The following is a 23040-nucleotide window of genomic DNA, read 5'->3' as shown; positions in this document are numbered from 1 at the left end:
TCCGTGACGCCCATGCCGCCGTGCATCTGCACCGCGCTCTGGCCGCAGAACTTGCCCGACTTGCCGATCTGGACCTTGGCGCCCGAGGCGGCCTTGGCCCGCACCGTGGGATCCTTGTCGTCGATCTTGAGCGAGGCCATCAGGGTCATCGAACGCGCTTCCTGCGCGTTGGTGAAGCAGTCGACCATGCGGTGCTGCAGCACCTGGAACTTGCCGATCGCCACGCCGAACTGCTTGCGGGTCTTGATGTATTCGAGCGTCGCCGCGTTGATCGCGTCCATGCAGCCGGTGGCCTCGGCGCACAGCGCCACGATGGCACGGTCGACCGCCTCTTCCACGGTCGGGAAGGCCTCGTCGACCTTGCCCAGCACCGCGTCGGCGCCCACCGAGACCTTGTCGAAGGTCAGCTCGGACGCGCGCAGCGCATCCTGGGTCGGGTAGTCGCGGCGCGACAGGCCCTTGGCCTTGGCGTCGACCACGAACAGCGTCAGGCCCTTGGGCTCGCGCGCCGAACCGGCGGTGCGGGCCAGCACGATGATCTCGTCGGCGGAGGCGGCGTTGTAGACCACGCCCTTGTGGCCCGAGAGCGACCAGCCGTTGCCTTCCTTGGTCGCCTTGAGCGACACGTCGGCCAGGTTGTAGCGGCTCTGGCGCTCCAGCCAGGCGAAGGCGAACTGCTTCTTGCCCTCGATCATCGGCGCCAGCAGGGCGGCCTTCTGGTCGGCCGAACCGGCGCGGGCGATCATGCCACCGCCCAGCACAACCGTCGGCAGGAACGGCTCGAGCACCAGGCCCTTACCGAACTGTTCCATGACGATCATCGTCTCGATCGGACCGCCGCCGTAACCGCCATCCTCTTCCGAGAAGGCCATGCCCAGCCAGCCCAGCTCGGCGAACTGAGCCCAGTTCTCCGGCAGCCAGCCGCGCTCGGTCGCCACGATCTTGCGGCGGTTCTCGAACGTGTACTTCTCGCGGGCGAAGCGCTCGGCCGATTCCTGCAGCTGCTTCTGTTCGTCGGAAAGGGACAGATCCATGTTTCTCCTCCGGAATTCTTGGATGCGGTTATAGCCCCCGTCAGAGGCCGAGCACCATCTTCGAGACGATGTTCTTCTGAATCTCGGTGCTGCCGCCGTAGATGCTGGTCTTGCGCATGTTGAAATAGCGGGGCGCGGCCGGCGGGGCGTGGTCAGGCCCGATCGGCGTCTCGTTGGTGTCGTGGAACAGCATGCCGGGCTGGTAGGGCTGGGCGTACTCGCCCACGGCTTCCATGGTGAGTTCGGCGATGCGCTGCTGGATCTCCGAGCCGCGCACCTTGAGGGTCGAGACCTCGGGACCGGGCGCGCCGCCCTGCGCCATGGTCGAGAGCACGCGCAGCTCGCTCATCTCCAACGCCTGGACCTGCAGGTCGATGTCGGCGATCTGCGCCGTGAAGGCGGGATCGTCCGCGAGCGTCCCACCGTCCTGCGGCTCGATACGGGCGATCTGGCGCAGCATCGAGACACCGCGCTTGGAGGACGGGACCTCAGCGATGCCCAGCCGCTCGTTGGCCAGCAGGAACTTGGCGCAGGTCCAGCCCTCGTTCTCCTTGCCGATCAGGTTCTCGACCGGGACCTTCACATTGTCGAGGAACACATCGTTCACGTGATGGGCGCCGTCGGTCATGATGATCGGCCGCACCGTGACGCCCGGCGTCTTCATGTCGATCAGCAGGAAGGAGATGCCCTCCTGCGGCTTGCCGTCCGGGTTGGTCCGCACCAGGCAGAAGATCCAGTCGCCCCAATGCGCGAAGGAGGTCCAGGTCTTCTGGCCGTTCACGATGTAATGGTCACCTTCCCTCACCGCGCGCGTGCGCAGGTTGGCGAGGTCGGAGCCGGCCCCTGGCTCGGAATAGCCCTGGCACCACGAGACTTCGGAGCTGCGGATCCCTGGCAGGAAGCGCTCCTTCTGCTCTTCGGTACCGAACGTGTAGATCACCGGCCCGACCATCTTCGGCCCGAACGGCAGGATACGTGGCGCACCCTCCTCCGCCAGCACGTTCTCGAACAGGAAGCGCTGCGTCACGTCCCAGCCCGGGCCGCCGTACTTCTTCGGCCAGGTGTAGGCGAGCCAGCCCTTCTTCCCGAGCGCCTGCTGCCAGACGATGTGGTCGTCGCGGTCGTAATGCTTGCCGGAGAAAGTCTTCTCACGGGTCGCGGGCGAGAGGTTCTCGCGCGCGAAAGCCCGCACCTCTTCGGCAAACGCCTTGTGTTCCGGCTTGAGCGACAGATCCATCTAGAGCCCCAACACCATCTTGCTGATGATCCCCTTCTGGATCTCGTTGCTGCCGCCGTAGATCGTGGTCTTGCGCGTGTTGAAATAGCGCGGCGCGGCGAGGTGGGCATAGTCGGGACCGACCGGCTCCTCGTTGGTGCCCTGCCACAGCAGGCCCGGCAGGTAGGGCGCGGAATATTCGCCGACCGCTTCCAGCGTGAGTTCGGTGATGCGCTGCTGGATCTCCGAGCCGCGGATCTTGAGGCCCGAGACTTCCGCGCCGGGCTGGCCGCCCTGCGCCATCTGCGACAGCACGCGCAGCTCGGTGAATTCGAGCGCCGTCACCTGGATTTCGAGATCGGCGATCTTCTCGGCAAAGCTCTGGTTCTCGATCAGCGGCCGGCCATTGTCCTGCTCGACGCGCGCGATGTCCTTCAGCGCCTCGACACCGCGCTTGGACTGCGGCACGGCCGCGATTCCCAGCCGCTCGTTGGCCAGCAGGAACTTGGCGCAGGTCCAGCCCTCGTTCTCCTTGCCGACCAGGTTCTCGACCGGGACCCTGACGTTGTCGAAGAAGACCTCGTTCACCTCGTGGCCGCCATCGGCCATGATGATCGGCTTCACCGTGATGCCCGGCGTCTTCATGTCGATCAGCAGGAAGGAGATGCCCTCCTGCGGCTTCGACTTGGAATCGGTCCGCACCAGACAAAAAATCCAGTCGGCCCAGTGGCCCATCGTGTTCCAGGTCTTCGACCCGTTCACGATGTAATGGTCGCCATCCTTCTCCGCCTTGGTGCGCAGGCTCGCGAGGTCGGAACCCGAGCCCGGCTCGGAATAGCCCTGGCACCACCAGACGGTGCTCTCGCGGATCGCCGGGAGGTACTTCTCCTTCTGCGCCTCGGTGCCGAACGTGTAGATCACCGGCCCGACCATCTTGGTGCCGAACGGGATGATGCCCGGCGCATATTCCTCGGCGCAGATGTTCTCGAAGATGTAGCGCTGGGCCGGCGTGAAACCCGGGCCGCCATGCTTCTTCGGCCAGGTGTAGACCAGCCAGCCCTTCTTCCCGAGCGCCTGCTGCCAGCGCATGTAGTCGTCGCGGATCAGGTGCTTGCCGTTCTTCACCTTGTCGCGCACGTCGGCCGGCAGGTTGGCGCGCACGAAGGCCCGCACCTCGTCGGCAAATTTCTGTTCTTCAGGCGTGAAAGCGAGGTCCATGTTCCCCTCCCAAGGAGGCATTTTCGATTTGGCCGGAGTTTAGCCACGAGACCGACGGGGACAAGCGCCGATAAATCGACTGGCGAGTGTCCGCGCCGAGATGCGGAACGTCTTTCCGTAAGAAAATCCCACGTCACCGCCGCCGGTCTTGCAACCATTGATTCAGGTCAAGTCCCTACTCTCGGTAATGGCGTTCAATTCTCCCCGCGTAAAGTGGGAGAGTACGAATGCAGAGAGTTTCGGTTGCTGGCGCGATGGTTGCGGCAGCCCTCATGGCTTGCTCATTTGGGCAAGCGGCCAAGGCCGACGACACCGAGAGTCAGAGTCCCTGGCAGGTCCGCGTCCGCGCGCTGGGCGTGCTTCCGGCCTCGTCGGGGAGCACGGTGAACGTACAGGGCGTCCCGGCGCTTTCGACGCCGAATTCCAGCCTGTCGATCGGCAATTCGATCGTCCCCGAAGTCGACATCAGCTATTACATTACGCGCAACGTCGCGGCCGAACTCATCCTGGGCGTCACGCCGCATAACATCACCGGCAGCGGCGCCCTTGCGAACCTCAACATCGGCAAGGCATGGCTCCTGCCACCGACCCTGCTGGCGCAATATCACTTCACCGATTTCGGCGCCTTCAAGCCCTATATCGGCATTGGCCTGAACTATACGATCTTCTTCGGCCAGAGTGCCGGCTATACGCAGACCAACGGGCTCGGGGTGACGAACCTCAGCATCAACAATACCGTCGGCGGCGCCGTCCAGGTCGGCTTCGACTACATGTTCGACAAGCACTGGGGCGTGAACGTCGACGTCAAGAAGTACATCCTGCGCCCGACCTACAATGCCACGGTCAACGGCACCATCCCGGTGAGCGGGACGGCGGTCATCGATCCGTGGATCATCGGCGCCGGCGTGACCTACAGGTTCTAGGCCCATCGGGCGAAGGCTCGATCGATATCGGCGTCGCCGAGGTCGGTTTCGCGCGGGACCAAACGTCCCGCGTCAGCGGGTCCCGGGGTTCTCTCCGGGACGTCGTCCCATATTCCGTCCCATGAGCCGTATCGCCCCGCCCGCCGAAAGCCGCCTCAGTGACTGGTATGCTGGCGCCAGCCTGACCGACAGCTTCGCCGTCACCCTGCCACCAGGTGCACCGGCCGACGTCGACACCCTCGCCACCCTCCTCTTCGCCGATCCGCCCGCGTGGTTCACGATCCTGCTGGCGATCCGCGATCGGGTGATGGCGCCGTTCGGGGTGAAAGCCTCGCACGCCCTGGAGGCCGATGAACAAATCGCCTTCTTCCCCGTCCTCTCGCGTTCGGCTGACGAGATCGTGCTGGGCGCCGACGACCGCCACCTCGACTTCCGGGCCTCGGTGCTCCTGCGTCGCACCGACAACAGGCTCGTCGCCACGACGGTGGTGCGCTGCCACAACCTGCTGGGCCGCCTCTATCTCGCCGCGATCCTGCCCTTCCACATTCTGGTCGTAACCGACGCGCTTCGCCGCCTGCGCCGCCGTCTCCAGCCTTCCTAAGGCACGATCAGCACCTTGTCGGCCTTGAGCTTGTCGATAGCCTGGTCGCTGAGGCCGGCCTCGCGCAGGACCTCGACGCCGTCGCCGCCGAGGGGTGGGGCGTGCCGGCGGAACTCGACCTTGGTCTTCTCGAAGTCGAGCGGGCTGGCGAAGGTGGTGATCGGGCCCTCGGTCGGGTGCTCCCGCTCGGTGAAGAAGCCGGTCGCCTTCAGATGCGGGTCGTCCTTCAGCTCCTCCAGGGTGCGCACCGGCATGGCGGGTATGTCGGCCTCGTCGAACATGTCGAGCCATTCCTGTGTCGGGCGATGCCTCAGCAGCTCGGCCAGCACCTGGTAGAGCTCGCTGAAATGCTTGGCGCGCTCCATGCGGTCGACGAATCTCTTCTCGTTGGCGAGATCGGGCCGCTCCGCCAGCTCGAAGAACCTGATCCAGTGCGCGTCGGTATAGGGCAGCGCGCAGATGTAGCCGTCCTTCGTCGGAAAGGGATGGCGGAACTTGTTGATGATGCGGTCGTACCCCATCGGCGCGCGCTCGGGACTCCAGGTCGCTCCGAACAGGTGCTCGGTCAGCCAGAACGAGGCCAGCGTCTCGAGCATGGGCACTTCGATCATCTGCCCCTCGCCCGTGCACTTGCGATGGTAGAGCGCGCCCAGCACGGCGATGCAGAGATGCAGCCCCGTCGTCTTGTCGGCGATCAGGCTCGGCATGAAGCGCGGCGGCAGCCCGTCGACCCGGCTCTGCAACGAGGCCGCGCCCGAGACGCCTTGGACCAGGTCGTCGAAGGCCGGCTTGTGGCCATAGGGTCCCCGGCGCGCATAGCCTAGCGAATAGGCATAGATGATCGACGGGTTGATCTTCTTCAGATCCTCGTAGCCCAGGCCCAGCCGCTCGATGGCCTGCGGCCGGCTGTTGTGAATGAACAGGTCGGCGTCCTTGATCATGTCCTTCAGGACGGCGCAGGCCGCGGGCTTCTTGAGGTCGAGGCAGATCGAGCGCTTGTTGCGGTTGGCCGCCATGTAGATTGGGCCCATGGCCGGAGCGTTGCCGAGGCTGCCGCCCGAGGCGCGCAGCAGGTCGCCTTCCGGCGGCTCGACCTTGATCACGTCGGCGCCCATGTCGGCGAGATGCTGCGTGGCGAACGGCCCCAGCAGAACGGCCGTCAGATCGATCACCCGCACGCCCTGCAATGGTCCCGGCATTTCCTCGTCCCCGCTATGTGGTTTTGATCTTGTCCGAACCGTGCCATCGCCCTTTGCGAAATGGTAGTCCTACAGTAACACCTCGTCCCGAGGCGCTTCGCGGTGCGATGCGCGGGGCATTTCTGGAAATTGGGGTCTCGTGATGGCTGGAGCGCTGGACGGTCTGCTGGTGGTGAGTGTCGAGCAGGCGGTGGCCGCTCCCTATTGCGCCGCCCGGCTGGCGGATGCCGGCGCCCGGGTCATCAAGATCGAGCGGCCCGAAGGCGACTTCGCCCGCGGCTATGATGGCTACGTGCACGGCCAGTCGAGCTACTTCGTCTGGCTGAACCGCGGCAAGCAGTCCCTCACCCTCGACTTCAAGGCCAAGGACGACCTCGCTCTCCTGCACCGGCTGATCGGCAAGGCCGACGTGCTGATCCAGAACCTGGCGCCGGGCGCGGCCGAGCGGGCGGGCTTCGGCTCCGCCGCCATGCGGGCGGCCCACAAGAAGCTGATCACCGTCGACATCTCGGGCTATGGCGACCACGGGCCGTACAAGAACCGCCGCGCCTACGACCTGCTGGTCCAGGCCGAGAGCGGGCTGGCCTCGATCACTGGCACCGAGCATGCGCCGGGCCGGGTCGGCATCTCCGCCACCGACATCGGCACCGGCATGTATGCCCATGCCGCCGTGCTGGAGGCGCTGATCGCCCGCGGCCGGACCGGGGAGGGCCGCGCCATCTCGGTCTCGCTCTTCTCCTCGATGGCGGAATGGATGACGGTGCCGCTGCTCGGCATGGAATATTCCAACTACGAATGGCCGCGCCTCGGCCTCACCCATCCGTTCATCGCGCCCTACGGTGTCTATCCGACCTCCGACAAGGTGCCAGTGCTGATCTCGATCCAGAACGATCGCGAGTTCGAGCGCCTGTGCCATGGCGTTATCGACCGACCCGGCCTCGAGAAGGATCCGGACTACGCCACCGGCAAGGCGCGCAACGCGCGGCGCGACGCGACCAACGCCATCGTCGCCCAAAGCTTCGTGTCGCAGACCTTCGCCGATCTCTCGGCCCGCCTCGAAGCGGCGCAGATCGCCTGGGCGCGGGTCAGCAGCGTGAAGGACCTGACGACGCACCCGCAGCTCCGCCGCACCGGCTTCAACTCGATCGGCGGCGAGGATGTCTCGATCCCGGCGCTGGCCGCCTCCTATACCGGCGAGCCCGAACGGCTGGGCGACGTGCCGACGCTCGGCCAGCACAGCGAGGCGATCCGCAAGGAGTTCGCCGCCTGATGTCCGACAGGCGGACGGGCCGCCTGCTTCAAGGGGCAAGGCTCGCGGCCTATGGCGCCGCCTACTTCTTCGCCGCCGGCGCCTTCATGAGCTACTGGCCGGTCTGGCTGCGCGACCGCGGCGTCAGCGACACCGAGATCGGCACGCTGTTCATGTCGCGCCAGATCATCACCGTGATCGCCACCCTCTCGGTCGGCTGGATCGTCCACCGCCTGGGCGGCCCGCGCGGCGTCATCGTGGCGCTGGGGATCGGCGCCATCGTGATGATGGTGGCCTACCAGTTTTCCTATTCCTTCCTGGCCATCTTCATCGTCACCATGATCTGGGGCTTCCTGTGGTCGCCGCCCATGCCGCTGTACGACGGCGTGCTGGTGACGGAGACCAAGAAGCACGGGCTCGACTATGCGCGGGTGCGCATGTGGAGTTCCGTGGCCTTCATCTTCGGCACCTTCCTCGCCGGCATCGCCGTCGACCGTTACGGCCCGCCTTGGGTGCTCTATGTCGGGATGGCGAGCATCGTGCTGCTTGCACCCTTCGCCCTGCTGCTGCCGGCCACGCCACCGCGCGCCGCCGCCACCGGCCATGACCATGCGCCGTTCCGCGTCCCAGAGCTGCTGCGGCAGCCGCCGTTCCTGCTGTTCCTGCTGGCCTGCGGCCTCTGCCAGGCCAGCCACTCCGTGCTCTACAGTTTCGGCACCCTGACCTGGCGCGGCGCCGGCATCGCCGACGTGACGATCAGCGCCCTGTGGGCCGAGAGCGTCGCCATCGAGATCGTGCTGATGCTGTTCGGCGGCTGGCTGCTGGCGCGGCTGGGCGTCTGCGGCCTGATCGGGCTCGGCCTCGCCGCCGGCCTCGTGCGTTGGACCGGCATGGCCTTCACCACCGAGCTATGGGCGCTGGTGCTCCTGCAGGCGCTCCACTCCTGCACCTTCGCCGCCTGCCATCTCGGCGCCATGGCCTTCCTGCAGCGCGCCCTGCCGGCGCACGGCGCGGCGATCGGCCAGAGCCTCTATTACGCGCTGGGCACCGGCGCCACGCAGGCCGTCGTCTACCAGTTCTCCGGCCTGCTCTACTCCGAGTACGGCCAGCGCGCATTCCTCGGCATGACCGTCGTCAGCGCCCTCGGAATGTGCGCGCTGCTGCTGCTGGCGCGCACGTGGAACGGCGGGCTGGTGGTGGGGCAGCCGAAGCCGGCGTAGCTAACGCGACCGGCCGCGCGCGGTGACCGGCCAGATCTCGACCAGCGTGTCGCCCTTCACCACGTGATAGCTCTCGTAGAGGTTCACGGTCGGGTCGCAGTGCGGCGGCGTCAGGACGACCTGGTCGCCGAGCTTCGGCGTCTGGCCGCCCTCCGGCGCAATCACGGCGAGATGCTCGTCACCCATGAAGCGGGTGGTCGCCCCGTCGACCGCGCCCTTCAGGACCATCGGCGGGCCCTTCTCGGTGGCCATGGCCTTGAGGCCGGCATCGACCGTCACCATGCCCGGCTTATTGGCGCTGACCACGCGTGCATCGATCTGCAGCGCCTGCTCGAAGGTCGGCTTGTCGAGGCCGCGCAGGTCGCAGACGTTGTAGTCGTGGTCCATGAACACGTAGGAGCCGACCTGCAGCTCGGTGAAGACGCCGAGTTTAGCGTCGATATAGTGCGTGCCGGTGCCTGAGCCGGTGACGATGCCGGGCTTCAGACCCGCCTCCTCCAGCTTCGCCAGGATGCCCTGCAGGTATTCCGTGCGCTCCTTGATCTCGGCGGTACGCTCCTTGAAGTCGACGATGTGCTGGTGACGCCCGCAGTAGAACTGGACGCCGGCATAGGTGAGCGACCTGAAGTTGGCGATCTTCTGCACCAGTTCGACCGTGGCCTCCGGCGATGCCGTACCGGTGCGATGGATTCCGGGATCGATGTCGACGATCACGGTGAGCGGCTTGCCGGCCTTTGCGGCCGCGGCGGCCAGCGCCTCGGCGTTGGCGGGATGGTCGACCACCAGCATCAGGTCGGAGACCTTGGCGTTGAGCTCCACGAGCCGCTGGATCGCCTGCGGCGTCACCACCGGTGAGGTGATGTGCAGGCTCTGGATACCGGCCTCGCCCAGCGCCTCGGCTTCACCGAGCTTGGCGCAGCAGACGCCGAGCGCCCCCGCTTCCATCTGGCGGCGCGCGATGTCGGCCGACTTGTGGGTCTTGGAATGCGGCCGCAATTTCACGTTATGCGCCTTGGCGAAATTCGCCATCTCCGCGATGTTGCGGTCGAGCATCTCGAGGTCGAGCACGAGCGCCGGCGTGTTGAGCGAGCCGCGCGAGCCCTGCTGTCCGATGAGGTGCCCGTGCAGGCGCCAGGCTTCGCTTGTCATTTTCTCTGTCCTTCGGTTTGCAAAGTGCGGACGACCATGGCTTCGCCGGTCGTACCGCGGTTGACGCCGGCGCTCTTCATGAAGGTGCTGTCGGCGCCGGTGCCCCAGAGCGCGACGCCCTGGGCCAGCAGGCCGCCATCCACCTTCACCGTCTCGCCGGTGATGAAACGCGCCTCGTCGGAGGCAAGGAAAGTCGCCACGTCGGCGATGTGCTCAGGCTCGCCGCGGTCGGGCCAGGGCTGCTGGGCGAACTGCTTCTCGTACTTGTCGGGCCGGCCGCGATGGTCCAGAGGCGTCGAGATGACGCCGGGGGCGATGCCGACCACGCGGATGCGATCGGGCCCGAGCTCCGTCGCCACGTTCTCGATCAGGCTGAGGCAGGCCGCCTTGGCCGCCGAATAGGCATGGCTGCCGCCACCGCCCACCATGCCGGCGATCGAGGCGGTCACCAGGATCACGCCGCCGTCTCCCTGTTCCTTCATCGCCAGCGAGGCGTGCTTCATGCCGAGGAACACCGAACGCGTCAGAACCGCAAACGTATAGTCCCAGTCCTCGACGCTCGTCTCCGCGATCGGCCCGAAGGCACCGCCGACGCCGGCATTGAGATAGGCGATGTCGAGTCGGCCGAACCGGCTCCTCGCCTCGGCGACCATGGCCGCGACGTCGGTCTCTTTCGAAACGTCGCAGCGCACAAAGCCGACGCTGTCGCCGAAGCCCTGCGCCCTGGCGACCGCCAGCGTCTCCGCGCCATTGGGCTCGTTGAGATCGGCCACCAGCACCTTGGCGCCCTCGGCAAGAAAACGCATGACGGTCGCGCGGCCCATGCCGCTCGCGCCACCCGTGACGATGGCCACCTTGCCTGCCAGTCGATTCATGCCGATTTGACCCTCCGATGCCATGGTGGTGTTGCGCAGGGCTTGAGGCAAGCCTAGCGTTTCACGAATGAGATTGTTGCTCCTGATCCTTCTCGTTGCCGCTGCGCTGCCGGCCGCCGCCCAAACGCCGGTTCCCGATCCGGTGATGACGCCGCTGGTTGCCGACGTGCTCTTCCCGCCGCGCGCGGTGCCGGGCTCCGACGGCAGGCGCCATCTCGTCTACGAGCTCGGGCTCGCCAATGCCAGCCCGGCTGCGACGACGCTGCAGAAAATCGAGGTGCTCGAGGCCGATACGGCGAAGACGCTCTTTAGCCTCGATCGCGACGACGTCGCCCGGCGCCTCTCGATCGGCGGTCGACGCGGAGCCGAATCGGCCGATCTCGGCACCGGCCAGTTCGGCGTGATTTTTCTGCACGTGCCGCTCGACGCGGCGGCCCCGACGCCCTCCGCGCTGGTGCACCGGATCACCTTGCGCCTCGCCCTGCCCGACCCCGTGGAGATCACCGAGACCGCGGGCAAAACCGACGTGAGCGGAGTACCGCCACCGGTACTCGGGCCGCCGCTGATCGGCAAAGGCTTCGTCGCAGCCGACGGCTGCTGCGATACGATCCGTCACGTGCGCGCGCTGCTGCCCCTGAACGGCCGCTTCGCACTGGCGCAGCGCTTCGCCATCGATTGGGAGCAGGTCGACGGAGACAATCGCCTTGTAAAGGGCAGCCTCGCCGATCCTAAGAGTTACACGATCTACGGCCAACCCGTGCTGGCCGTTGCCGACGGCACGGTGGTTTCCGCGCGCAACGACCTGCCGGAGCAGGTGCCCGGGGCACTGCCGGCGAACCTGCCGATCGCCGAGGCCGACGGTAATTTCATCGTGCTCGATATTGGCGGCGGAGCCTACGTGCTCTATGCCCATCTGCAGCCCGGCAGCGTCGTGGTTGGTGCGGGCGCCCAGGTAAAGCGTGGCGACATCCTCGGCAAGGTCGGCAACACCGGCAACAGTCAGGCGCCGCACCTCCACCTGCATGTCATGGATGGGCCCTCTCCGCTGCTGGCCAACGGCATTCCCTACGTCTTCGACGCCTTCACCGTCACGGCGGTCGACTCCGCCGGCACGCCGGACTTCGACAAGGCAGAAGCCACCGGTACACCGCTCACGTTGACGCCCCTCACGCCGCCGCAGCATCTTCACAAGGTGCTGCCGCTCGATCTCTCGGTCGTCGAGTTCTCGCGCTGACGGCTGGGCCTAACCGCTGTTGCGCAGGCCGGCCGCGATGCCGTTGATGCTGAGATGGATGCCCTGGACCACAGCGGGATCGGGGTCGCCGGCGCGGTGACGCCGCAGCAGTTCGATCTGCACGTGGTTCAGCGGATCGATATAGGGGAAACGGTTGCGGATCGAGCGCGCCAGCAGCGGGTTGAGTTCCAGCAGCGTCTTCTGCCGCGTGATGGCGCAAACCGCGTCGATAGATGCCCGCCACTCCCGCTTCACGCGGGCGAAAACCTGCTTCCGAAGCGCCGTGTCGGACACCAGCTCTGAATAGCGCGAGGCGATGGCGATGTCGCTCTTGGCCAGCACCATGTCCATGTTCGACAGGATGGTCCGGAAAAACGGCCAGTTGTCGTGCATCTCCTGCAGCATCGCCATGCCGTCACCCGGGCGCGCGGCGGTCCAGGCTTCGATCGCGGCGCCGAACCCGTACCAGCCCGGCAGCATCAGGCGGCACTGCGCCCAGCTGAACACCCAGGGGATGGCGCGCAGATCCTCGATGCCCTGCTTCTTCGAACGCGAGGCCGGACGGCTGCCGATGTTCAGCGAGGCGATCTCATCGAGCACGGTGGATTCGCGGAAATAGCGGTCGAAGCCCTCGGTTTCGTAGACGAGGTCGCGATAGGCGCGGAAGGCCTGCGCCGACAGCTCTTCCATGACCGCGAGATAGTCGGCGGGCGGCGGCGGCCGATCCGCATCCAGGAGCGAGGCTTCCAGGGTGGCGGCCGCCAGGGTCTCGAGATTGCGCCGACCGACCTCGGCGTTGGAATATTTGCCGGCGATCACCTCGCCCTGTTCGGTGATGCGGATGGCGCCCTGCACGGCGCCCGGCGGCTGCGCCAGGATCGCCTCGTAGCTCGGCCCACCGCCGCGCCCTACCGAGCCGCCGCGACCATGGAACAGGCGCAGACCGATCTGGTGGCGCTTGAAGGTTTCGATCAGCACCAGCTCGGCTTTGTAGAGTTCCCAGGTCGAGGTGAGGTAGCCGCCGTCCTTGTTGCTGTCGGAGTAGCCCAGCATGACTTCCTGCGTGCCGCCGCGCGACGCCAGCAGGCGGCGATAGGCCGGCAGCGCGAGAAGCTCGTCCATGATCCGCCCGCAGCGCTGCAGGTCGCCGATGGTCTCGAACAACGGCACGATGTCGATATCCAGGCGGCCCTCGCGCGGATCGAGCAGTCCGCCCTCCTTGAGCAGCACCGCCACTTCGAGAATGTCGGAGACGCTGTCGGCCTTCGAGATCACATAGTTGGGAAGGGCGGCACGACCGTAGCGGCGATGCGCATCGGCCGCGACCCGCACCAGGTCCAGTTCTGCCGCAGTTTCGTCGCCATAGGAGAGATAGGGCGACGACAGCGGCCGCATGTTGCCGAGCTCGTCCGTCAGCAGGGCCACGCGCGCGCCCTCGTCGAGCGCCGCATAGTCGACGCCTGTCCCGGTCGCAGCCAGCAGCTCCGTCATGACGCGCGCGTGCACGTCGGAATTTTGGCGCAGGTCGAGCGACGCCAGGTGGAAACCGAAGACATCGACGGCGCGCCGCAACGACCGCAGCCGGCCCCGCGCCAGGTCCGCCGAACCGTTCTCCGCGAGCGACTGGTAGAGCGCATTGAGGTCCGCCTTCAGATCGTCCACCGTCTCGTAGACAGGTGCCGGGCCGACCGGCGATTGCGGCGGCTCCAGCCGGTCGAGCGACCAGGCGGTCGCGGCCAGCCGCGCGTAGATGCCGACGATGGCGCGCCGGTAGGGCTCGTCCTTGCGCTCCGGCGCGCGATCCGCCGAGCTTTCGACCAGTGCGCGCAAGCCCTCGGAGACGCGCACGATGCGGCCGTCGAGCGACAGCTCGCTGCCCAGCCGGTGCAGTTCCTCAAGATAGAAACGCAGCGCCCGCTGGCTTTGCAGGGTGAGGGTCTGGCGCGTCACGTCCGCCGTGACATAGGGATTGCCGTCTCGGTCGCCGCCGATCCAGCTTCCCATGCGCAGGAAGGACGGCACCTCGATGTCCCGCCAGGCCGCATCGATGCTCCCGAGCCGGTCCTCGAGATCGGCATAAAAAATCGGCAGCGCGCGCAGGAACGTATGGTCGTAGTAGGCGAGCCCGTTGGCGACCTCGTCGATCACCCGCAGACGCGTGTCGCGCAGGATGCTGGTCTGCCACAAAGTGAGCACGGCGCGACGCAGTGCCTGGCGATTGGCCCGCAGTTCCTCCGGCGTGAACTCGACCCGGTCGCGCTCGTCGAGCAGCCGCGCGATCTCCATCTCGCGGTCGATCGAACTCTTGCGCCGGATCTCGGTCGGGTGCGCCGTCAGGACTGCGCTGCAAAGCGCGTGGGCGAAGAAGGCCTGCAACCGCTCGCGGGGAACTCCGGCCTTCGCGGCGCGGCCGAGCGCATAGGCCATCGTGCCCTCCGCAGGCGGCGCCTTGGCGAGGGCGAGCGCCCGCGTGCGGCGGATGTGGTGCTGGTCCTCGGCGATGTTGGCGAGGTGCGAGAAGTGTCCGAAGGCGCGGATGATGCGGACGGCCCGATCCATGGGCAGGCTGCTCATGGTCGCCTGCAGTTCCTGCCGCGCCGCCTCGTCGGCCTCACGATGGAACAGCACCCCCGTGCGGCGGATGTGTTCGACCAGGTCGAACACGGCATCGCCTTCCTGGTCGCGCACCGTCTCGCCCAGAATTCGCCCGAGAAGCCTCGTGTCGTAGCGCAGCGGCACGTCCTTCTTGGCCGCTTCCTTCCGGCTCGCTTCGATCGGCCGGCCCGCTTCGATCGGGTTAGGACGGTCCATGGGTTCCCTCGCTTCTGTTCCGATACCGAGGATCACGTCGCCGTCCAGCACGCGACAGCGTTGCGCTAGGTTGCCGCCAACCTCATCAGCATTGCGGTGTCCGTGGCCTGGCGATAGTCGACGATCTTGCCGTCACGGAACCTGATGAGGTCGTAGCAGTCGAAAGTATCAGACTTGCCGGTCGGAGTGCACACGACCTTTGCAGACCAGCGCACCATCGCCGCCTCACCGTCGATCAGGAAGTCGATCGCTCTCCAGTCCTTGAAGTCCCAGATGGCGAAGAGTTCGCGCAGAGCCTCTCCGATCGCAGGCTTGCCGACGACGGGCGCGGACAAGCCCGGCACACCGGTGCCCCGGGCGTTGATCTCGAACACCGCATCGTCGGCGACGTCCTTCAGGGTGCCGTCGACATCTTCCTTCAGGCGGGCGTCCCACAAGGCCTTGACCTTGGTCTCGATCTGCTCGCGGTCCGTCATTGGCTTCCTCCCTAGCTGGATCGGACGTTACCCAAGGTTGTGAAAGCCGACAATGTCGCGTCTAGACGATTTCGATCACACCCTCGTCGCCGGCATAGAGCTTCTCGACCAGCGCCTTGCGGCGGTCGAGCGTGGCGCGCTGGTTGATGTAGCCCTTGTCGGTGATCTCCTGGCCGTCGACCTGGGGCGGCTCAGTCATCAGCAGGACGCGCTTGACCCGCATCGACGAGCCGCGGCCCTCGGCGTTCATCTTCGCAAGGCCTTGCTTTAGCGTGCCGACGACGGCGGGATGGACCAGAAGCTCGGGCAGCGGCAGCTGGGCGCCGCTATCGCCCGCGAGCTGGCGGCAGGCCGCGACGTTGGGAAAGCCCAGCAGTCCGACATATTCGCGGTCTTGGCCGCAGACCGCGGCGTCCTGCAGCACCGGCGAGGCGGCGGCGATGGCGGTCGTGCGCAGGGTGCCGACCAGAACGAAGGTGCCGCTGGTCAGCTTGAAATCCTCGACGACGCGGCCGTCGAAGATGATGCCCTGACTGGGATCGTCCGGATCGACGAAGCGGCCGGCGTCGCCGATCCGGTAGAAGCCCTCCTCGTCGAACATCTGGGCGGTGAGGTCGGGCCGCTTGTAGTAGCCGGGCGTCACGATCACGCTCTTCAGCCGCAGCTCGTAGCGCCCAGTCGCGCCGGTCGGCACCATCTTGAGCTGCACCCCGGGATAGGGAAGGCCCACCAGGCCGACGCGCTCGGAGGCCCAGTGCACGCTGGTCGCGGTCGGCGCGGTTTCCGTCGAACCCCAGCCGGTGACGAAGGGAATGCGATAGCCGGTGTGCTTCACCGCCAGCGCCTCCATGCGTTCGTAGAGATCGGCCGGCAGGGTCGCCCCGCCATAGGAGAGCACGCTGATGTTCTTGAAGAAGCGCTGGGCGAGCCCCTCGTCCTTCTCCAGCGCCGTGGCGAGCATCGCGTAACCGGCCGGCACGTTGGAAAAGGAGGTCGGCGAGACCTCGCGCAGATTGCGCAGCGTCTCCTCGAACAGGCCGGGCAGCGGCTTGCCGTCGTCGATCCAGGTCGTCCCCCCCTCGTTGAGGTTGCCCTGAAAGGTGGCGTTGCCGCCCATCGTGTGGTTCCACGGCAGCCAGTCGAGCATGACCGGCGCCACGTCGCTGGCCTTGCGCACGCGAGCCATGCTCATCATGGCGACGTTGGCGCACATCATTTCCTGGGTGTTGATCACCGCCTTGGGCGTGCCCGTGCTGCCCGAGGTGAACAGGAATTTGCCGACCGTCTTCGGCTCGATGGCCGCGATGGACTTTGCGACCGCATCCGTTGCTTTCGTGCCCACCAGCTCCGTCCACGCCAGCGACGGTATCCCGGGCGGCGGCTTGTCGACATGGACCAGCAGCACGCCGGTCAGGTCGAGGGCGGCCAGGGCACGTGCATAAATCTCGCCGTTCTGCACGAAGACCAGGCCGGGCTTGATCAGGTCGAAGACGTATTTCAGCTTGGCATGGTCCTGGCTCATCACCGAATAGGCCGGCGAGACGGGCGCGACCGGCGCCCGCGCCTGCATCGCGGCCATGGCCAGCAGCGCGAATTCGATGGAGTTCGACGACAGGATCATCACCGGCTTGTCGGGGCCGAAGCCGCGGTCGAGCAGCGCCTGGGTCACCGAATCGACCTGGCGCTTGGATTCGCCATAGGTGAGCTTCAGCCACTCGCGGGCCGGGCCGCGCCGCTGCGCCAGCCACAGGCGATCAGGCACCTCGGCCGCCCACTTGGCGAGCAGCGCCGGCACGTGGGACGCATAGGGCTTCAGCCGGTGGTTCGACTGCAGCACCACGGTCCCGTCGGGGCGGCGCTCGACCTTGATGTCCCGACTGAGGAATTCGATGGGCTTGAACGGAACTTGCATTACACTGTCCAACGACGTTCTCCCCGGCGCCTGTTCTGTTGACGCGATTTAGGGACGGGAACCGTCCGACGGCAAGGGAGCGTTTGGAGAGTGTCGCGCAGCAATTCGTCGGTGCCCGCATCGCCGGCCGGCCGCTGGCTGCAATTGTGCGCCGGTCTTCTCTGCATGGTCGCGGTCGCCAACCTGCAATATGGCTGGACGCTGTTCGTCCATCCTCTCCACGAGAAATTCGGCTGGAGCCTTTCCAGCATCCAGACCGCCTTCGCCATCTTCATCGTCGCCGAGACCTGGCTGGTGCCGTTCGAGGGGTGGGTCGTCGACCGGTTCGGCCCGAAATACGTCGTGGCGGCGGGTGGCGTGCTGGTGGCCGCCGCCTGGTCCCTTAACTCCGTGGCCGATTCGCTGTTCCTCCTCTATGTCGCGGCGGCACTGGGAGGCGTCGGCGCCGGGGCGGTCTACGGCACCTGCGTCGGCAATGCAGTCCGCTGGTTTTCCGATCGGCGCGGCCTCGCGGTCGGCGTCACCGTCGCCGGCTTCGGCGCGGGTTCGGCTGCCAGCATCATCCCCATCCAGGACATGATCGCCACGCGTGGCTATCAAGCGGCTTTCCTGTGGTTCGGCCTGGTCCAGGGCCTGATCGTGCTCGTCACCGCCTGGGCACTGCGCGCACCGCCGACCGGGGAGGCGGGCGCGCCGGCCCCGCGCCTCCTCCAGACGGCGCGCGACTTCGCACCGACCGAAATGCTGAAGTCCCGGATCTTCTGGCTGCTCTATTTCATGTTCATCCTGGTCTATTCGGGCGGCCTCATGGCGACGGCGCAGATCGCGCCCATCGCCCGCGACTTCAAGGTCGCCGACGTGCCGGTCAACCTGCTCGGGCTCACTTTGCCGGCGCTCACCTTCGCCATCACCCTCGACCGCGTCATGAACGGCGTGACCCGGCCGCTCTGCGGCTGGGTTTCCGATCACATCGGCCGCGAGAACACCCTGTTCATCGCCTTCCTCCTGGAGGGAATCGGTATCTGGGCGCTGTGGGTCTATGGCGCGGACCCTCTGCTGTTCGTGATCCTGGGCGGCCTGGCCTTCTTCGCCTGGGGCGAGACGGCGAGCCTCTTTCCCACCATCTGCACCGACGTCTTCGGCACGAAGTACGCCACCACCAACGCCGCCCTGCTCTATACCGCCAAGGGGGTGGCCTCGCTGTTGATCCCGCTGGCGAGCTATTGGGTGGTCGAGACCGGGAGCTGGCACGATGTCTTCCTGGCCGCGGCGCTGTTCAACCTGCTCGCCGCCTTCCTCGCCCTGGCCGTCCTCAAGCCGCTGCGCCTGCCCCGGAGGGCCCACGCCGAGGAGGCCTAGCTCGACCGCAAGTCGAAATCGGCGTGCGACCTGAATGCCCGTTCACATTGTACCGGTTTTCGGCCAGAGTCCGCCGCAGCACAAAGGGAGAGAGTGATGGACTTCGAATACTCGGATCGCAGCAAGGCGCTGCTCGAGAAGCTCAACAAATTCATGGACGAGGTCATCTATCCGGCCGAGCCCATCTACGAAGAGCAGATGGAGACCGCCAAGGATCGCTGGCAGCTTCCCCCGATCATCGAGGAATGCAAGGCCGAGGCGAAGAAGCGCGGCCTCTGGAACATGTTCCTGCCGGCCGACCGCGAGAGCGGCGACACGCACGGCACGATGGGCCTCAGCAACCTCGACTACGCCCCGATCTGCGAAGTGCTGGGCCGCTCGTCGATCGCCTCCGAGGCGGTGAACTGCTCGGCGCCGGACACCGGCAACATGGAAGTGTTCGCGCGCTACGGCACGGCGGAGCACAAGGAAAAGTGGCTGAAGCCGCTGCTGAACGGCGACATCCGCTCCTGCTTCGCCATGACCGAGCCGGCGGTCGCCTCGTCCGACGCGCGCAACGTCGAGTGCCGCATCGAGTCCGACGGCAACGACTATGTCATCAACGGCCGCAAGTGGTGGTCGTCCGGCATGGGCGACCCGCGCTGCAAGGTCATCATCCTGATGGGCAAGAGCGACCCCAGCGCGCCGGCCTACCGCCAGCAGTCGATGATCGTCGTGCCGCGCGACGCGCCCGGCATCAAGATCGTGAAGATGCTGCACGTGTTCGGGTATGACGATGCCCCGCACGGCCATGCCGAAGTGGTGTACGACAACGTGCGCGTCCCGAAGTCTGCCATCCTGCTTGGCGAGGGCCGCGGCTTCGAGATCGCCCAGGGCCGCCTCGGGCCGGGCCGCATCCATCACTGCATGCGCGCCATCGGTGTCGCCGAGCGGGCCCTCGAAATGGCGATCAAGCGCGCCAAGAGCCGCACGGCGTTCGGCCAGAAGATTTCCGAGATGGGCGTCACCAAGGCCCATGTCGCCGACATGCGCATGGAAATCGACATGGCCCGCCTGCTGGTCCTCAAGGCCGCCTGGGCGATGGACAAATTCGGCAACAAGGAAGCCCGCCAGCAGATCGCGATGATCAAGGTGGCGGTGCCGAACATCACCTCGAAGGTCGTGGATCGCTGCCTGCAGCTTCATGGCGCCGGCGGCGTCAGCCAGGTGTTCAAGCTCGCGAGCATGTACGCCCACCAGCGCACGCTGCGCCTCGCTGACGGTCCGGACGAAGTCCATCGCGACCAGGTTGGCCGTCTCGAGATCGCCAAGTACAACTGAGTCTCTTAACCGGGACGGAACGAGGCGCGATCCCCAGGGATCGCGCCTTTTTCATTTGAGAAGCGAAAGGTCCCTCGCTGCGCTCGGGATGACACCGTCTTTTTGATCGGCTCACTGCGTCAATTGCAGCAATATTGTCATCCTGAGCGCAGCGAAGGACCTCTAGCCGGCGCCAGACGCAGGAGTCACCGTGGACAGTCCGAAGAAAAGCCTGCACGTCACCGATCATCTGGCCAACGAGCGCACGTTCCTCGCGTGGATCCGGACGGCGATCGCAGTGATGACGCTCGGCGTTGCCATCAACCGCTTCGCGCTCTTCCTGATGGAGATGCATCAGGTCATCCCGGACGTCCGCGATCTCGCAAACCGCCACGTCGAGAAGCTCGGCATCGGCCTGGTGATCCTAGGCATCGTCATGCTGGTGGGCTCGACCTGGCATTACCTCCATGTCGGCAAGACGATCGACGACGAATCCTATCGCCCGTCCATCAAGGTCATGGTCGGCACCGCCATCGCCATCGGCCTGATCGGCGGCTCGACGCTGATCTGGCTTTTCTAGGCGCGTTGGAAACGCGCCGGCGGGCGTCAGCGCCTTCTCGCGATAGCCCGCACGGTACTAACGAGGGGAAGGCGCCGATTGCGGTGCGGCGGGCGGGCCGTCAGGCATGTCGAGCAGTTCGCCCTCCGGCGCACCGGCCTCATAGGTCTTCACCAGAGCCTCCGGATCGAAGGCGACGCCGATCGGGTTCCTTTTGAATGCCTCGGTCTGGAAGTAGGCGGCCGTGGCTTCCTTCGTCGCATAGCGGTCGACCTGCAGTTCGACGCCGTTGCCGTCGGGATCGCGATAGTAGATCGACACTGTCGGCCCGTGATGGATGCAGCGCGACGGCTCGATGCCCAGCGCCTTCACGCGGCGGTACGTCGAGAGCAGCGCGCCGATGTCGGCGAAGGTGTAGGCGACGTGGGCCAGGCCCGAGGTCTTCGCATCGGGCGCGTTCAGCCCGCCCAGATTGACGATGCCGAGGCGATGATGCTCGTCGTCGTAGGTCAGGAAGCAGATGTAGTCGGTGCGCTGGACCACGTGCATGTTCAGCACCGCCGAGTACCAGTCGATCATCGACTGCATGTTCGACGAGCGCAGCACGAAGTGCGCGAACAGAATAGGCGTGGCCGGCCTGTCCGACAGGGTCCGGCGGCGCGATGCGGTGTCGATCAGCGTATCCATGGCAATCTCCTCGATCGAGGGCGCGTCAGTCGACGCAGCAGCTCATGCGGCTGGCGGAAGGCGGGACATCGAGAGCCGGATTTTCCGTGAAGAATCCGCTGGGGTGAAGCGCGAATCCCGAGGTGATCACGGGCTGGACCGGGAAATCCTCGGGGCGGGGAATGTGGTGCAAGCCGAAGCTGTGCCAGACCACGATATCTGTATCGACCAGCGGGCGGTCCGATTCCGTCCAGGCCGGCAATCCGTCGCCGCCGCTGCTCTGGTTGGGATAGCGCCCGGCCGCGTAAATCTCGTCGGGATGGTAGGCGGTGACCCAGAGTTGCCGGGTCATGAAGGCCGCCCGCCGGGAGACCATCGACTGGGGATGTGAGAAGGTGGGGATCGGGCTCAACGGCAGCAACTTGTAGGCGGTGGGTTGGCCCAGCCGGTTGCGGGTCTCAGCACTCTCGATCTTCCAGAAACGGGCGGCGTTGAAATCGACGTTGCGCTGTGCGCCCTGCTCGGTTTCGAGGACCGTCTGGCGCGTGGTGAAGGCATTGCCGTACGGGTTGTCGGCATCCATCGGCAGCGCCACCGTGTCGACCTCGACGACGCGGTTTTGCTCGCCGTCGACCGCCACGTCGAGGCGCATGTTGAAGACGTGCTGATGGTAGTGGGCATAGACGCCTGGCGACACGATCGTCCCATAGTCCGGCGCTTCGCCGGGCCGGAGGCCGGCGGTGTTCATGATACCGGTCGCCTTCATTTCGAAGTGGATCGAGCCGTCCTGGTGAAAATACCAGAAAGACCCGTACTCATAGTTGCCGATGGTCGAGATCGACGACACGACCAGCCGCCGGGCGCGCCTTACATCGACTTCGCCCGTGAACAGGTCGGTATGCTTCCACAGGATGCCGAAATCCTCCTCGTGCAGGCAAACCGCGCTCTCGATGCAGTAGGGATCGCCCTTGCTGTCGGCCAGCCAGGCGTCGAAGTAGCGGATGGCGCCGAGACAGTCGCAGCCCAGGGTCAGTGAATTGGCCAGCACCCCGATGCCGTACTCGCCGACATCGAAGGCATTCTTGCGAAAATGCCCGCCACCGGGGTGTCCGTACGGCACGACCATCTCCGACAACGCAGCCCGGTGCAGCACCGACCGCAGCCGTCCATCGTCCTCGTAGCCGATCGCATGCAGCACCAGCCCTTCGCGGGCATTGAAGCCGACGCGGAAGCGCCATTTCTGCCAGCGTACCTCGTTGCCCTCGACGACGAAGCTCGGGCCGGCCGGCTGGACGATTTCCAGCGGCTTCACGTCATCGCGAAAGACGCTTCGATAGCGGGCGGCATAGTTGCGATCGAGCCTCGGGACATCGGCCACGCCGTAGTCGTCGACACGCAGCACCTCGGCACGGTCGAGATCGACGACGGCACAGAGCCCCTCGATGGGGTGGGCATAGCCGTTGTCGTTCTTCTCGCTCCGATACCAGCAGAAAGTATGCGAGAGCCGCCGGCCCTCTTCGTCCGGCAGCCCGTAGTTGCCGGCCGACCAGGGGTCGACCTGGACGTTTTCGATGTCGGTTATGCCACGACGGGCCAGGGCCTCGCGGAATCGCGGATCGGCCCGCGCCACCTCTCCGACCAGCATTATGTCGTCGAGCAGGATGCGCGGCCGGACGCCGGGAACGTGCCGCCAGTCGACGACCTTGTCGGCGACGAGATCCACCCGGGCCTCCCAGACCTGGCCGTTGGTGCGGTCGAATGCGCAAACGAACGCCTCGCGCGGAAACGGCGCATCTGCCCGGAAGTCCTTCACGACGCTCTTGTCGGGTTCGTGCAGGCTCACCGTTTCGAACATCATGCCCGGTCCGAGATCGTGTGCCGCGCGCACGGCCGCCGACGCTCGGCGTATCTCGTCGGCGGTCAGTGGGTCGAGCGGATGGCCGGGGGCCGCGTGCGTCACAGTCTCGGCGATGGCATCGGGCATGGCTTTCCTCTAGGCGGCATTGTCACGGTGACGATTGCAGAGCGCAAGATCGTCGA

The 23040-nt window shown here is 66.2% G+C and carries 19 protein-coding genes; 8 read left to right on the top strand and 11 right to left on the bottom strand.

Going from position 1 to position 23040, the window contains the following annotated elements; all coding sequences use genetic code 11:
* The 3 genes from ACT6UX_RS26095 to ACT6UX_RS26085 form a co-directional block, all read right to left on the bottom strand.
* Positions 1 to 1034: acyl-CoA dehydrogenase family protein (locus ACT6UX_RS26095; RefSeq protein ID WP_444778073.1), on the bottom strand; the 1034-nt coding region annotated here is incomplete at its 3' end.
* Positions 1035 to 1074: 40 nt separating this feature from the next.
* Positions 1075 to 2271: an acyl-CoA dehydrogenase family protein gene (locus tag ACT6UX_RS26090; RefSeq protein ID WP_444778072.1), complete on the bottom strand. Its 1197-nt coding sequence runs from the start codon at positions 2269 to 2271 to the stop codon at positions 1075 to 1077.
* A complete protein-coding gene (locus ACT6UX_RS26085) occupies positions 2272 to 3468 on the bottom strand; it encodes an acyl-CoA dehydrogenase family protein (protein WP_444778071.1) in 1197 nt (398 codons plus the stop codon). It lies immediately after the preceding gene.
* Between the two features lie 272 nt (positions 3469 to 3740).
* Between ACT6UX_RS26085 and ACT6UX_RS26080 the strand changes: the two genes are divergently transcribed.
* Together ACT6UX_RS26080 and ACT6UX_RS26075 are read left to right on the top strand one after the other, a co-directional pair.
* Entirely contained in the window at positions 3741 to 4391 is a 651-nt protein-coding gene (locus ACT6UX_RS26080) for an OmpW/AlkL family protein (protein ID WP_444778076.1), read from the top strand.
* Positions 4392 to 4512: 121 nt separating this feature from the next.
* Positions 4513 to 4992, top strand: coding sequence for a DUF2867 domain-containing protein (locus tag ACT6UX_RS26075; RefSeq protein ID WP_444778070.1), 480 nt, complete (start codon positions 4513 to 4515; stop codon positions 4990 to 4992).
* On the opposite strand, the gene ACT6UX_RS26070 is transcribed toward ACT6UX_RS26075, so the two are convergent.
* Positions 4989 to 6191: a CaiB/BaiF CoA transferase family protein gene (locus ACT6UX_RS26070; protein WP_444778069.1), complete on the bottom strand. Its 1203-nt coding sequence runs from the start codon at positions 6189 to 6191 to the stop codon at positions 4989 to 4991. The two genes, ACT6UX_RS26075 and ACT6UX_RS26070, sit on opposite strands and share 4 nt — an antisense overlap.
* A gap of 142 nt (positions 6192 to 6333) precedes the next feature.
* Between ACT6UX_RS26070 and ACT6UX_RS26065 the strand changes: the two genes are divergently transcribed.
* Together ACT6UX_RS26065 and ACT6UX_RS26060 are read left to right on the top strand one after the other, a co-directional pair.
* The gene (locus ACT6UX_RS26065; RefSeq protein WP_444778068.1) at positions 6334 to 7461 is read left to right on the top strand and encodes a CaiB/BaiF CoA transferase family protein; all 1128 of its coding nucleotides are present in this window, start codon (positions 6334 to 6336) and stop codon (positions 7459 to 7461) included.
* Entirely contained in the window at positions 7461 to 8660 is a 1200-nt protein-coding gene (locus ACT6UX_RS26060; protein WP_444778067.1) for an MFS transporter, read from the top strand. The genes ACT6UX_RS26065 and ACT6UX_RS26060 overlap by 1 nt, the downstream gene beginning before the upstream one ends.
* Here the strand turns inward: ACT6UX_RS26060 and ACT6UX_RS26055 are convergent, their stop codons facing one another.
* Positions 8661 to 9809: a DSD1 family PLP-dependent enzyme gene (locus ACT6UX_RS26055; protein WP_444778066.1), complete on the bottom strand. Its 1149-nt coding sequence runs from the start codon at positions 9807 to 9809 to the stop codon at positions 8661 to 8663.
* Positions 9806 to 10684: an SDR family NAD(P)-dependent oxidoreductase gene (locus tag ACT6UX_RS26050; protein WP_444778065.1), complete on the bottom strand. Its 879-nt coding sequence runs from the start codon at positions 10682 to 10684 to the stop codon at positions 9806 to 9808. Before ACT6UX_RS26050 ends, ACT6UX_RS26055 begins: the two co-directional genes overlap by 4 nt.
* Before the next feature lie 67 nt (positions 10685 to 10751).
* Here ACT6UX_RS26050 and ACT6UX_RS26045 point away from each other — a divergent pair, with 67 nt between their 5' ends.
* Complete coding sequence (locus ACT6UX_RS26045; protein ID WP_444778064.1) at positions 10752 to 11918, top strand: M23 family metallopeptidase; 1167 nt, start codon at positions 10752 to 10754, stop codon at positions 11916 to 11918.
* Positions 11919 to 11927: 9 nt separating this feature from the next.
* Here the strand turns inward: ACT6UX_RS26045 and ppc are convergent, their stop codons facing one another.
* The 3 genes from ppc to ACT6UX_RS26030 form a co-directional block, all read right to left on the bottom strand.
* Positions 11928 to 14729 carry a phosphoenolpyruvate carboxylase gene (ppc, locus tag ACT6UX_RS26040; RefSeq protein ID WP_444778063.1) on the bottom strand — a complete coding sequence of 934 codons (2802 nt, stop codon included), beginning with the start codon at positions 14727 to 14729 and terminating at the stop codon, positions 11928 to 11930.
* Between the two features lie 65 nt (positions 14730 to 14794).
* Positions 14795 to 15205, bottom strand: coding sequence for a nuclear transport factor 2 family protein (locus tag ACT6UX_RS26035; RefSeq protein WP_444778062.1), 411 nt, complete (start codon positions 15203 to 15205; stop codon positions 14795 to 14797).
* Between the two features lie 61 nt (positions 15206 to 15266).
* Entirely contained in the window at positions 15267 to 17165 is a 1899-nt protein-coding gene (locus ACT6UX_RS26030) for an AMP-binding protein (RefSeq protein WP_444778075.1), read from the bottom strand.
* A gap of 42 nt (positions 17166 to 17207) precedes the next feature.
* On the opposite strand from ACT6UX_RS26030, the gene oxlT reads away from it, so the two are divergent.
* From oxlT to ACT6UX_RS26015, 3 genes are all read left to right on the top strand, one after another.
* Entirely contained in the window at positions 17208 to 18476 is a 1269-nt protein-coding gene (gene oxlT, locus ACT6UX_RS26025) for an oxalate/formate MFS antiporter (RefSeq protein ID WP_444778061.1), read from the top strand.
* Between the two features lie 96 nt (positions 18477 to 18572).
* Entirely contained in the window at positions 18573 to 19796 is a 1224-nt protein-coding gene (locus ACT6UX_RS26020; RefSeq protein ID WP_444778060.1) for an acyl-CoA dehydrogenase family protein, read from the top strand.
* A gap of 190 nt (positions 19797 to 19986) precedes the next feature.
* On the top strand, positions 19987 to 20355 hold the full coding sequence (locus tag ACT6UX_RS26015; protein ID WP_444778059.1) for a YidH family protein: 369 nt from the start codon (positions 19987 to 19989) through the stop codon (positions 20353 to 20355).
* Positions 20356 to 20412: 57 nt separating this feature from the next.
* Here ACT6UX_RS26015 and ACT6UX_RS26010 read toward each other — a convergent pair whose 3' ends face one another.
* Positions 20413 to 21021, bottom strand: coding sequence for a VOC family protein (locus ACT6UX_RS26010; RefSeq protein WP_444778058.1), 609 nt, complete (start codon positions 21019 to 21021; stop codon positions 20413 to 20415).
* 25 nt (positions 21022 to 21046) lie between these two features.
* Positions 21047 to 22984: a primary-amine oxidase gene (locus tag ACT6UX_RS26005; protein ID WP_444778057.1), complete on the bottom strand. Its 1938-nt coding sequence runs from the start codon at positions 22982 to 22984 to the stop codon at positions 21047 to 21049.
* Positions 22985 to 23040 lie beyond the last annotated feature (56 nt).

Source organism: Reyranella sp. (genome assembly GCF_052439685.1).
Taxonomy (GTDB): Bacteria; Pseudomonadota; Alphaproteobacteria; order Reyranellales; family Reyranellaceae; genus Reyranella.
Note: the sequence above shows the minus strand (reverse complement) of the source record. Positions and strands in the feature narration are given on the sequence as shown.

Coding starts and splice junctions, on each gene's coding strand:
- ACT6UX_RS26075 (WP_444778070.1), top strand. CDS start 4,513: ATGAGCCGTATCGCCCCGCCCGCCGAAAGCCGCCTCAGTGACTGGTAT.
- ACT6UX_RS26020 (WP_444778060.1), top strand. CDS start 18,573: ATGGACTTCGAATACTCGGATCGCAGCAAGGCGCTGCTCGAGAAGCTC.
- ACT6UX_RS26050 (WP_444778065.1), bottom strand. CDS start 10,684: ATGAATCGACTGGCAGGCAAGGTGGCCATCGTCACGGGTGGCGCGAGC.
- ACT6UX_RS26090 (WP_444778072.1), bottom strand. CDS start 2,271: ATGGATCTGTCGCTCAAGCCGGAACACAAGGCGTTTGCCGAAGAGGTG.
- ACT6UX_RS26085 (WP_444778071.1), bottom strand. CDS start 3,468: ATGGACCTCGCTTTCACGCCTGAAGAACAGAAATTTGCCGACGAGGTG.
- ACT6UX_RS26065 (WP_444778068.1), top strand. CDS start 6,334: ATGGCTGGAGCGCTGGACGGTCTGCTGGTGGTGAGTGTCGAGCAGGCG.
- ppc (WP_444778063.1), bottom strand. CDS start 14,729: ATGGACCGTCCTAACCCGATCGAAGCGGGCCGGCCGATCGAAGCGAGC.
- ACT6UX_RS26045 (WP_444778064.1), top strand. CDS start 10,752: ATGAGATTGTTGCTCCTGATCCTTCTCGTTGCCGCTGCGCTGCCGGCC.
- ACT6UX_RS26035 (WP_444778062.1), bottom strand. CDS start 15,205: ATGACGGACCGCGAGCAGATCGAGACCAAGGTCAAGGCCTTGTGGGAC.
- ACT6UX_RS26005 (WP_444778057.1), bottom strand. CDS start 22,984: ATGCCCGATGCCATCGCCGAGACTGTGACGCACGCGGCCCCCGGCCAT.
- ACT6UX_RS26060 (WP_444778067.1), top strand. CDS start 7,461: ATGTCCGACAGGCGGACGGGCCGCCTGCTTCAAGGGGCAAGGCTCGCG.
- ACT6UX_RS26055 (WP_444778066.1), bottom strand. CDS start 9,809: ATGACAAGCGAAGCCTGGCGCCTGCACGGGCACCTCATCGGACAGCAG.
- ACT6UX_RS26010 (WP_444778058.1), bottom strand. CDS start 21,021: ATGGATACGCTGATCGACACCGCATCGCGCCGCCGGACCCTGTCGGAC.
- ACT6UX_RS26080 (WP_444778076.1), top strand. CDS start 3,741: ATGGCTTGCTCATTTGGGCAAGCGGCCAAGGCCGACGACACCGAGAGT.
- ACT6UX_RS26070 (WP_444778069.1), bottom strand. CDS start 6,191: ATGCCGGGACCATTGCAGGGCGTGCGGGTGATCGATCTGACGGCCGTT.